The 8,755-nt window shown below is 54.4% G+C and carries 11 protein-coding genes; 1 reads left to right on the top strand and 10 read right to left on the bottom strand.

Annotated features, from left to right (window positions below; translation table 11 throughout):
* Positions 1–95 precede the first annotated feature (95 nt).
* Positions 96–560, bottom strand: a complete 465-nt coding sequence (locus PPL9_RS06285; protein WP_082596600.1) for a (2Fe-2S)-binding protein — start codon at positions 558–560, stop codon at positions 96–98.
* A 130-nt stretch (positions 561–690) separates the two neighbouring features.
* Between PPL9_RS06285 and PPL9_RS06280 the strand changes: the two genes are divergently transcribed.
* Positions 691–1,353 (top strand): TetR family transcriptional regulator, encoded by a 663-nt coding sequence (locus tag PPL9_RS06280; protein WP_057461888.1) that lies wholly within the window; start codon positions 691–693, stop codon positions 1,351–1,353.
* On the opposite strand, the gene phnN is transcribed toward PPL9_RS06280, so the two are convergent.
* The 9 genes from phnN to phnH are packed head-to-tail and all read right to left on the bottom strand — an operon-like array spanning position 1,343 to position 8,754.
* Positions 1,343–1,936, bottom strand: a complete 594-nt coding sequence (gene phnN / locus PPL9_RS06275) for a phosphonate metabolism protein/1,5-bisphosphokinase (PRPP-forming) PhnN (RefSeq protein WP_057461887.1) — start codon at positions 1,934–1,936, stop codon at positions 1,343–1,345. The two genes, PPL9_RS06280 and phnN, sit on opposite strands and share 11 nt — an antisense overlap.
* Positions 1,937–1,963: 27 nt before the next feature.
* On the bottom strand, positions 1,964–3,112 hold the full coding sequence (locus PPL9_RS06270) for an alpha-D-ribose 1-methylphosphonate 5-triphosphate diphosphatase (RefSeq protein ID WP_057461886.1): 1,149 nt from the start codon (positions 3,110–3,112) through the stop codon (positions 1,964–1,966).
* A gap of 41 nt (positions 3,113–3,153) precedes the next feature.
* Positions 3,154–3,852, bottom strand: coding sequence for a DUF1045 domain-containing protein (locus PPL9_RS06265; RefSeq protein ID WP_057461885.1), 699 nt, complete (start codon positions 3,850–3,852; stop codon positions 3,154–3,156).
* 58 nt (positions 3,853–3,910) lie between these two features.
* Positions 3,911–4,534, bottom strand: coding sequence for a DapH/DapD/GlmU-related protein (locus PPL9_RS06260; RefSeq protein WP_208989211.1), 624 nt, complete (start codon positions 4,532–4,534; stop codon positions 3,911–3,913).
* A 42-nt stretch (positions 4,535–4,576) separates the two neighbouring features.
* A complete protein-coding gene (gene phnL, locus PPL9_RS06255) occupies positions 4,577–5,287 on the bottom strand; it encodes a phosphonate C-P lyase system protein PhnL (protein WP_057461883.1) in 711 nt (236 codons plus the stop codon).
* A gap of 10 nt (positions 5,288–5,297) precedes the next feature.
* Entirely contained in the window at positions 5,298–6,095 is a 798-nt protein-coding gene (phnK, locus tag PPL9_RS06250; protein WP_057461882.1) for a phosphonate C-P lyase system protein PhnK, read from the bottom strand.
* Positions 6,095–7,006 (bottom strand): alpha-D-ribose 1-methylphosphonate 5-phosphate C-P-lyase PhnJ, encoded by a 912-nt coding sequence (locus PPL9_RS06245; protein ID WP_057461881.1) that lies wholly within the window; start codon positions 7,004–7,006, stop codon positions 6,095–6,097. Before PPL9_RS06245 ends, phnK begins: the two co-directional genes overlap by 1 nt.
* On the bottom strand, positions 7,003–8,118 hold the full coding sequence (locus PPL9_RS06240) for a carbon-phosphorus lyase complex subunit PhnI (RefSeq protein ID WP_057461880.1): 1,116 nt from the start codon (positions 8,116–8,118) through the stop codon (positions 7,003–7,005). Before PPL9_RS06240 ends, PPL9_RS06245 begins: the two co-directional genes overlap by 4 nt.
* Positions 8,119–8,121: 3 nt before the next feature.
* Positions 8,122–8,754, bottom strand: coding sequence for a phosphonate C-P lyase system protein PhnH (phnH, locus tag PPL9_RS06235; RefSeq protein ID WP_057461879.1), 633 nt, complete (start codon positions 8,752–8,754; stop codon positions 8,122–8,124).
* Between the last annotated feature and the right edge of the window lies 1 nt (position 8,755).

The following is an 8,755-nucleotide window of genomic DNA, read 5'->3' as shown; positions in this document are numbered from 1 at the left end:
CTGGTAGAAATAGAAGCCCACGGCAAGGCCACCGGCTGCTGCAACGCCAAGGCCGAGAAAGGCGCGGCGGGTGTATTTTCCCAATCGGCTCATCTTCAAGCTCCCAGCGTTTGTGCTGCGTCTTTGATCGCGGCTTTGATTTTCGGATAGGTGCCACAACGACATAGGTTGGTCATGGCATCGCTGATGTCTTCATCGGTCGGGTCTGGATTTTCTTCCAGCAGAGCGACAGCAGCCATGATCTGACCGGATTGGCAGTAACCGCATTGAGGGACGGAGTGTTTCATCCATGCTTGCTGAACAGCATGCAGCTCATCGCCTTGGGAAATGCCTTCGATGGTGGTGATCTCACCTTCGACTTCTCCAACAGGCTGAGAGCAAGAGCGCACGACCTCCCCATCAATCAAAACAGTGCATGCGCCGCAAGCTGCGATGCCGCATCCGAATTTAGGGCCTTTGATATCCATTATGTCCCGAAGCGCCCACAGAAGTGGCATTTCCGGGGCGGCTTCAATCTCTTGTTTTTGACCATTCACGGTCAGAGGTATTTTCGGGTACATTTGTTTGGCGATCCCGTAAATTTATAGTTAGGAGACTTTTGTTCTCTTAACTTATGGTCTGACGGATGTTTGTCAATGGACCCTGCCAAGTTTAATTGACATGGACTGGAATGAGACCTATCACCAAACTATGACCAACCAGAGTTTTCAGCGCGCTAGATCTGCCGAAGCGAAGGCACAGCGCCATAATGATCTTATACGTGCCGCGACCTGCGTGCTTGAGCAGGACGGCGTAGATGGACTGACCTTGCAGGCAATTGCCAGCCGTGCAGGTATCGTGAAATCCAACATTTATCGGTATTTTGAAACGCGGGAAGCCATTCTGGTTGAGTTGCTGCTACGTGATTTTGTCAAGCTGATTGAGGACCTGGAGCAGGAAGTTCCCGGTGAGATGGCTCCTGCTGATATGGCGAAGCTTCTTGCTGAAATGTTCGCGTCGCGTCAGGTGCTATGTGAGCTGATGAGTGAAATTGCCCCAACAATGGAGAAGAATATCTCCATTGATTGTGTGCGTGATTTTAAACGGGCATTGCTGGTGGAAGCTGCCCGAGCAACAAGCGCTTTGCAAAAAGGGTTGCCGTGGCTTGATGCGGAAGAGGCGATGAGTGTCTTCTTCAGCATTCATGTGTTCGTTGCCGGACTGTGGCCAGTAACCAATCCACCACCAGTTCTGGTGACACTCTACGAAGAGCCTGAATTTGCTCCACTCAAGTACGAATTTGCTCCGGCTTTGTTTGGCATGATCACTGCGCATCTGCTTGGCCTGGAGGCGATGAAAAAGCTCAGCGCATAAATGTCGTGATTGCTTGTTCCAGCTGTTTGATGCCGACCTGAGGGTCGTTTGTGTTTTGTATCTCCACCAGATGCGGTAGTTGCGGCAGGGACAGGTCTGCGCGCCTTAACCGTTGCTCGATATCCTCTGCGGTTTCGCGACCTCTCATGGAAAGGCGTTGTGCGAGCACGTGGATTGGTGCCGTAATATGTACGACCAGCAGTTTCTCATACTTGCCGACAGCTTCTGCCAAGGCTTTTCGGGAACCATTTGCGACCGCAATCCCGCCATTGGCGATGTGATGATCAATGCACTCTGGCAGGGCATAGGTCAGCCCATGAGCTGGCCACGACAATGCCACGCGGCCCTGATCGATAAGCTCTGACATTTGCTTGTGGCAGACTGCTTCGTGCGGTTCTGAACCGGCATCTGCCGGGCGGGTGATCAGGCGACGGACGAACATGATGTTCTCATCGCCTTCGCACAGTTCCTTATAGCCGTAAATCAGCGTGTCTTTGCCTGCACCGCTTGGCCCTACGACCATGATCAGTGCGCCGGGGCCAAGCTTTTTTGCTTGCTCCTGAGCTGTATCCAAAACTGTCACGATAGTTCCCCCCTCTCATCCGCAGTGCTAAGCGACGCGATATCCTTCACGCCAGACACCACGGACGATTGGGACGTCGCCAACCATACGCACCTGTACAAGGTCCGCGCGGCGGCCAAGCTCCAGTGCACCACGGTCAGCAAGGCCAACTGCCTCTGCCGGGATCTTGGTTACCTTCTGTACGGCTTCAGGAACGGAGATGCGCTCGATTTGCTGGGCCAGTAAGAAGGCAGCTTGCAGAAGTGAGACTGGGACGTAATCAGAAGACAGAACGTCCAGATAACCTGCTTCTGCCAATTCACGCGCAGAAATGTTGCCTGAGTGGGACTTGCCGCGTACAACGTTCGGAGCACCCATCAGCACAGCCATGCCAGCTTCGTGTGAAGCCTTCGCAGCTTCCATGGTGGTTGGGAATTCAGCGACGTTGATACCAAACTTGTTTGCTTCCTCAACATGGGCGAAGGTTGCGTCGTCATGGCTGGCCAACATCATGCCTGCAGCTTTGGCGCGGTCTGCAATGGCAAGACGGTTCTTATCGGAGTTGCGATCTGCACGGGCCTGCATTTGCAGCATAAAGTCCTGCATCTGTTCGTCAGAAAAACCCTTCTTGGTTTTGTAGTAAAGCTCGAACTGATCCAGAGAGGTGAACTGGCGTTGCCCCGGTGTGTGGTCCATCAAGGATGCAAGTCGAACGCGCGGATCGTCATTGAACAGCTCAAAGCCTTCAACACAGTTGTCGGCGGAAACCTCACAGCGCAGGTGGATGTAGTGATCAGCACGCAGGCGGCCTTCTTGTTGACCGATCTCGATTGCATCGGCCATAGCCCGCATGTCTTGTGCAGTCAGGTCTGCATCGTCTTCCATGCCAACGCGCAGGGCATCGAACACGGTGGTGATGCCAGAACAGGCAATCTGCGCGTCGTGGGCCTGAACAGCAGAGACTGCGTTCCATGTGACGCCGGGGCGTGGCTTGTAGTGGTTTTCGAGATGATCGGTATGCAGCTCGACAAGACCGGGAATGAGGTAGTCACCTTCGCAGTCCAGTGCATTGGACGTATTGCCGTCGCTTAAGTCGCTGATCATGCCATTTTCGACTGCCAGTGTGCCTTCCAGCGTCTGATCGGGGAGGATCAGTTTTGCGTTGGTGAAGGTCATTGGTGTGTGTGGCTCGACCATTGTTGATGTCTGATGTGGCGCTACGCCGACTAATACATCGCTCATGCTACTTGTCCTTCCAATGGTCTTATTTCAATGACTCGAAATGGCGCTCCAGCCTCTGGTTCAACGCAGAGGGCGAGGTGCGAAATGGAGATTGGTTGATGAATGACAGGCTTGAAGTGGTCTTCTGCGGCAGCTTTGAGAGCTTTGCGCTCGCTCTCGTCTTCAAGTCGTTTTGACAGGGTCATATGAAAATGGAAATGCTTGAAAATGTAGGGGTAGCCCCATTCCAGCATGTAGGCATCCTGCTGTGGTGTCAGGTTCGCTTTGCGGCGTCGTTCGATGTCTTGTTCGCTCAAAGGAGCGCGAAGATGATCGAGCTGTTTGATGCATTGCGCTGCCAGTCCGTTGAGCTGTTCTGACGGCTGCGTCGGTGTCAGGGCGAGAAACTTGCCGAGGAAGTTTGGCGCAACTCCTTCGATGGTGAAGGCAGATGTTTGCTTGGCGAACGTGCTGAAAGCCGCTTTTGCATCTTCCTGCGATTTACCTTCCGCCAGATGGAATGGTGGTTTCATGGTGGCGTGGAAGCCATAGCGACGTGCGTCTTCGGTGATTGAGTGTAGGTGCCCGGGCTCAAACTCGTTCAGGTGCGGGTGTGCGAGGCTGTCATTGGTAAAGGCTGAGCGCCCGAGCCATTGGCTTCCCAACTCCGTGAGCGTGGCTGACTGTGGGGGTGTGAAATAGATTGAGTAACGCATATCCAGAATATCCTTGGGCTTCGAAGTACCGGGCAAACGGTGTCAGTCCTATGACACCTCAGGCTGGTTCGAAGTGTTCCAGAAACCTTTCCACAGTCATCGATTGAAACAGAGGGAGACGCTCGAAGATTATGTCCTCTGGCCAGTCCCACCATTTGAGTTGGATCAGTTTATCAGCAGCTTCCTTGGAGAAGCGTCTCTTGATCAGCTTTGCCGGGACTCCGCCTACGATGGTGTAGGGCTCCACGTTTTTTGCAACCACTGCGCCTGCTGCGAGGATTGCACCATCGCCAATCGTTACGCCGGGTAGCACGGTTACGCCATGTCCGATCCAGACGTCATTGCCGATAATGACACGCGCAGCTCTGCGGTCAGCAAAGAACTGGTGGTCCCGTTCCTCATCTTCGCGGTAGTATTCAGGGGTGTAGGTAAAGCGATGTTGGGAAACCCGCTCCAGTGGATGATTGGGAGGGCCAAGGCGAACATTGGATGCAATGGCCGTGAACTTGCCGATTGTGGTGTCCGCAACCGTCGAGTTCGGGCCAATGTAGGAGTAGTCGCCGATCTCACAATATTCCAGATAGGTTGGGCCAAGCACTTCGCATTGCTTGCCAACCGTAGCCTCTCGATGGGTGACGGTTGACTCGATGACCGTCTCCGCGATTTTGGGGGGCTTTATCATGGAGTGAGTTTCCCTTTTCTGCATATCGCTTACGGATATGCTTTAGGCAGCCGATGCGAATGAAGTTACATCGATGATCCGGTCCGCAATGGCATCACGAACGTCATGATCGTGAAGAATACCGACCATTGCCACACCTTGCGTTTTCTTCTCTTCCACCAGCTCCACAACAACGGCTCGGTTTGCTGCATCGAGTGAGGCTGTTGGCTCGTCGAGAAGAAGGATCGGGTAATGTGCAATGAAGCCTCTTGCGATGTTAACGCGTTGCTGTTCGCCACCCGAGAAGGTTGCTGGTGGCAACTGCCAGAGACGCTCTGGCACATTGAGGCGTGAGAGTAGGTTGCCAGCACGCTCAAAAGCTTCGTCTTCTGCAACGCCTTGCGCCATGAGAGGTTCGGCAACCAGCGTGAGAGCAGGGACGCGTGGGATGGCGCGGAGGAACTGTGAGACGTAACCGATTGTGGTTTCGCGCAGGCGGATAATGCGGCGCGGTGTTGCATCGGCCACATTGACGATCTCGTCGCCATATGTGATCAGGATCTGGCCTTTCTGGCAGCGGTAGTTGGCGTAGATCATTTTCAGGATCGAGCTTTTACCTGATCCTGACGGACCGCCAAGAACTACACATTCTCCTGCTGAAACGGAGAAGTTTACACTGGAGACGACCGGGATTTCCAAGCCATCTCGCAAGTGCATCTTGAAGGACTTGGCAAGGTCGGAAACAAGCACCTTGGTTTTAGGAGTGTTTGTCATTGTCTTGTCCTTATGGCTGCAAGATGGAGGAGACGAGGAGCTGGGTGTAACTCTCTTGCGGGTCGTCCAGTACCTGATCTGTCAGTCCGCTTTCGATGACATGACCGTGGCGCATCACCAGAATACGGTGTGAGAGCAGGCGGGCCACTGCCAGATCATGGGTCACGATGATCACGGAGAGGCCAAGGTCAGCAACGAGACCGCGCAGCAAGTCCAACAAGCGTGCCTGAACAGACACATCCAAGCCGCCAGTTGGTTCGTCCATGAAGACCAGTCGTGGGGCCGTGACGAGGTTTCGAGCAATCTGGAGACGTTGACGCATGCCGCCGGAGAATGCGCGTGGGTCATCGTCAATGCGGTCTTTTGCTATCTCGACGCGGCCTAGCCAATCGGTGGCGGTGTCGCGGATGTTGCCGTAGTGGCGTGCGCCGACTGCCATAAGGCGTTCACCAACGTTTGCGCCTGCAGAGACAGTCATGCGCAGGCCGTCTGCTGGATGCTGGTGGACAAAACCCCAATCGGTGCGCATGAGCATGCGTCTCTCGGCTTCGCTCATTTCATAGAGGTTGCGCATCTGGCCCATGCGGTTGCGATAGTTGACCGAACCTGAGGTTGGGGTGAGGCGCGTTGCAAGGCTGTTGAGCAGCGTTGTTTTGCCCGAGCCACTCTCGCCTACAATTGCAAGCACCTCACCCGGATAGAGATCGAAACTGACGTCTTTACAGCCGATGCGGCCGCCATAGAGTTTTGTCGTGTTGCTGACCTGAAGCAGCGGAAGGTCTTCAGAATTTTGAATATCCAGGGACATTAGTCGTTTCCTTCTGCTTCTAGAGGATTGGTTCCAAGGTGGCCGACATGACCAGCATCGCGGCGTTCCTCGCAGAAATCACTGTCGGAGCACACGAACATGCGGTTGCCGTCGTCATCCAGAATGACCTCGTCCAAATAGACCTCTTCTGCACCACAGATGGCGCAAGGCTGGTCGAACTTGGTCACTTCAAATGGATGGTCTTCAAAATCCAGGCTCACCACCTTGGTATGTGGTGGGATGGCGTAGATGCGTTTTTCGCGGCCTGCCCCAAACAGCTGGAGTGCTTCCATCTGGTCCATCTTTGGGTTGTCAAACTTAGGCGTCGGGGATGGGTCCATCACGTAACGATCCTGCACCATGACCGGGTAGGCGTAGGCTGTTGCTATGTGGCCGAATTTGGCGATGTCCTCGTAGAGCTTCACATGCATGAGGCCGTATTCTTCCAACGCGTGCATCTTGCGGGTCTCGGTTTCGCGCGGTTCCAGAAAGCGGAGTGGCTCTGGGATCGGAACCTGATAGACGAGCACCTGATCCTTTGTCAGCGTTTCTTCCGGGATGCGGTGACGGGTCTGGATGATGCTGGCGTCTTTGGTTTTTGTGGTGGTGTCTACACCTGTCGTTTCGATAAAAAAGTTGCGCAGGGCGACGGCGTTTGTGGTGTCGTCTGACCCCTGATCGATCATCTTCAGGCAATCGTTCTTGCCGATTACTGCCGCAGTCACTTGCACCCCACCTGTGCCCCAGCCGTATGGCATTGGCATTTCGCGGGCGGCGAAAGGAACCTGATAGCCGGGGACCGCGATGCCTTTGAGGATCGCGCGGCGGATCATGCGTTTGGTTTGCTCATCCAGATAAGCGAAATTGTAGTGTTCGCCGGAGATGCCTTGTGTTTCAACGCGCTCGGTCATTGTGCCGCCTCCGCAACGAGTTCCTGTTCAGCCGCTTCACGTTTCTCTTGCCACTCTTTGCGAACCTTGCGGATCAGCTCCAATTCTGACTGGAAGTCGACGTAGTGTGGGAGCTTGAGATGCTCTACGAAGCCAGTGGCCTGTACGTTGTCGGAGTGAGAAAGAACGAACTCCTGATCTTGCGTTGGGGAGTCGATTTCTTCGCCCAGCTCTTCAGCCCGCAAAGAGCGATCCACAAGTGCCATTGCCATGACTTTGCGCTCTCCCTGACCGGGGACCAGACCGTAGCCGCGTGTGAATTGTGGTGGTGTAGAAGCAGAACCCTGGAACTGGTTGATCATCTGACATTCGGTGACCGTCATGGTGCCAAGGGGAACTTCGAATCCGAGCTCTTCCATGAACAAGTCAACCTCGACTTCCCCAAGACGAATTTCTCCTGCAAAGGGGTGGGTTCTGCCAAAACCACGCTGGGTGGAGTAGCCAAGTGCCAGCAGAAAACCTTCGTCACCGCGTGCCAGATTCTGCAAACGCAGATCACGGTCAGCGGGGAAGGTGAGAGGTTCGCGGGTGATGTCACCTACTGGAGCATCCGGTGCGATTGGCTCATCTGGTTCAATCAGGCCTTCCTCATTGAGGAGATCTGTCACGCGTGGGACGACCTCTTCCTTCTCGAACTCCTGCACTTCTGGTGCTGGAGCTTCGCCATCTGCTGCCAGTTTGAAATCGAGCAGGCGCTGGGTGTAATCGAAGGTTGGTCCGAGTAACTGTCCGCCTGGAAGATCCTTGTAAGTTGCGGAAATACGGCGACGGATCAGCATCTTAGCGGTGTCGATTGGCTTGGAATACCCAAAGCGTGGCAGGGTTGTTCTGTAAGCACGCATCAGGAAGGCAGCCTCGATGAGATCGCCGCGAGATTGCTTGATGCCGAGTGCTGCCAGTTCTGCATCATACAGAGAACCTTCTGCCATCACGCGGGAGACAGAGAGGTAAAGCTGCTCAGAGATTTGCTTGAGGCTCAGGGATGGCACGTTGGTATCGCCGCGGCGATCCCGTGCCATGAGCTTGTGAGCGTTATGGATGGCTTTCTCGCCACCTTTCACAGCAACATACATGAGTTAAGCCTCCAAACCGGTGATTTTAGTGGAGCGGGGCAGGCCTGCGACCTGATTGGTTCCAGCAAAAATGATGTCGATGCCGAGTGGGTAGAGTGTGCTGTTGTCTTGCATCTGCTGCCAAAACATTGCTGGTGCGGGAGCAATGCTGAACTGCTTCTCAGTTTTTATCCCCGGACCTTTTAGCGTGATACCGTCGTCTTCGGTGAGCTCATCGACCATTAAAACGATCGTGGTTGAGCGGTCTGGATATTCCGCATTGCCAGCGGCAAAGCTTGCGATAGCAGGGAGCAGTTTTACATCCGAGACCAGCGCAAAAGCGGCTTCTGCAGGGCTTTCAACGAAGGGTGCTGCCGTGTGGAAACGGATGTAATTCTTGACGGTTTCATTGGTTGCGAGCGCAGGATCCAGCCAGAGCGGTGTGTCATAATCGCAAAGTGTCAGCACGAGCGCTGTCGCAGCTACAGATAGTGGAGCAGGAGGGCTGAGTGTGAGAATGTCCAGCTGTTGCACAGTTCCCGGTTGAGCCAGTGCGTTCATGGCAGAGCGGAAGACGGACTGGGCGTCGTGGACTGGATCAGCCAGACCCGGAGCGGGCGCTTTGGCGAAGATTGAGGAGGCTGTTTGCGTGCTCATT

This window comes from Pseudovibrio sp. POLY-S9 (assembly GCF_001431305.1).
GTDB lineage: Bacteria > Pseudomonadota > Alphaproteobacteria > Rhizobiales > Stappiaceae > Pseudovibrio.
This window is presented reverse-complemented; position numbering and strand designations above follow the sequence as displayed.

What these genes read in the sequence shown, in the direction of transcription:
- phnK (WP_057461882.1), bottom strand. Translation starts at nt 6,095, where the DNA reads ATGTCCCTGGATATTCAAAATTCTGAAGACCTTCCGCTGCTTCAGGTC.
- PPL9_RS06245 (WP_057461881.1), bottom strand. Translation starts at nt 7,006, where the DNA reads ATGACCGAGCGCGTTGAAACACAAGGCATCTCCGGCGAACACTACAAT.
- PPL9_RS06280 (WP_057461888.1), top strand. Translation starts at nt 691, where the DNA reads ATGACCAACCAGAGTTTTCAGCGCGCTAGATCTGCCGAAGCGAAGGCA.
- phnH (WP_057461879.1), bottom strand. Translation starts at nt 8,754, where the DNA reads ATGAGCACGCAAACAGCCTCCTCAATCTTCGCCAAAGCGCCCGCTCCG.
- PPL9_RS06240 (WP_057461880.1), bottom strand. Translation starts at nt 8,118, where the DNA reads ATGTATGTTGCTGTGAAAGGTGGCGAGAAAGCCATCCATAACGCTCAC.
- PPL9_RS06265 (WP_057461885.1), bottom strand. Translation starts at nt 3,852, where the DNA reads ATGCGTTACTCAATCTATTTCACACCCCCACAGTCAGCCACGCTCACG.
- PPL9_RS06285 (WP_082596600.1), bottom strand. Translation starts at nt 560, where the DNA reads ATGTACCCGAAAATACCTCTGACCGTGAATGGTCAAAAACAAGAGATT.
- PPL9_RS06260 (WP_208989211.1), bottom strand. Translation starts at nt 4,534, where the DNA reads ATGATAAAGCCCCCCAAAATCGCGGAGACGGTCATCGAGTCAACCGTC.
- phnL (WP_057461883.1), bottom strand. Translation starts at nt 5,287, where the DNA reads ATGACAAACACTCCTAAAACCAAGGTGCTTGTTTCCGACCTTGCCAAG.
- PPL9_RS06270 (WP_057461886.1), bottom strand. Translation starts at nt 3,112, where the DNA reads ATGGTCGAGCCACACACACCAATGACCTTCACCAACGCAAAACTGATC.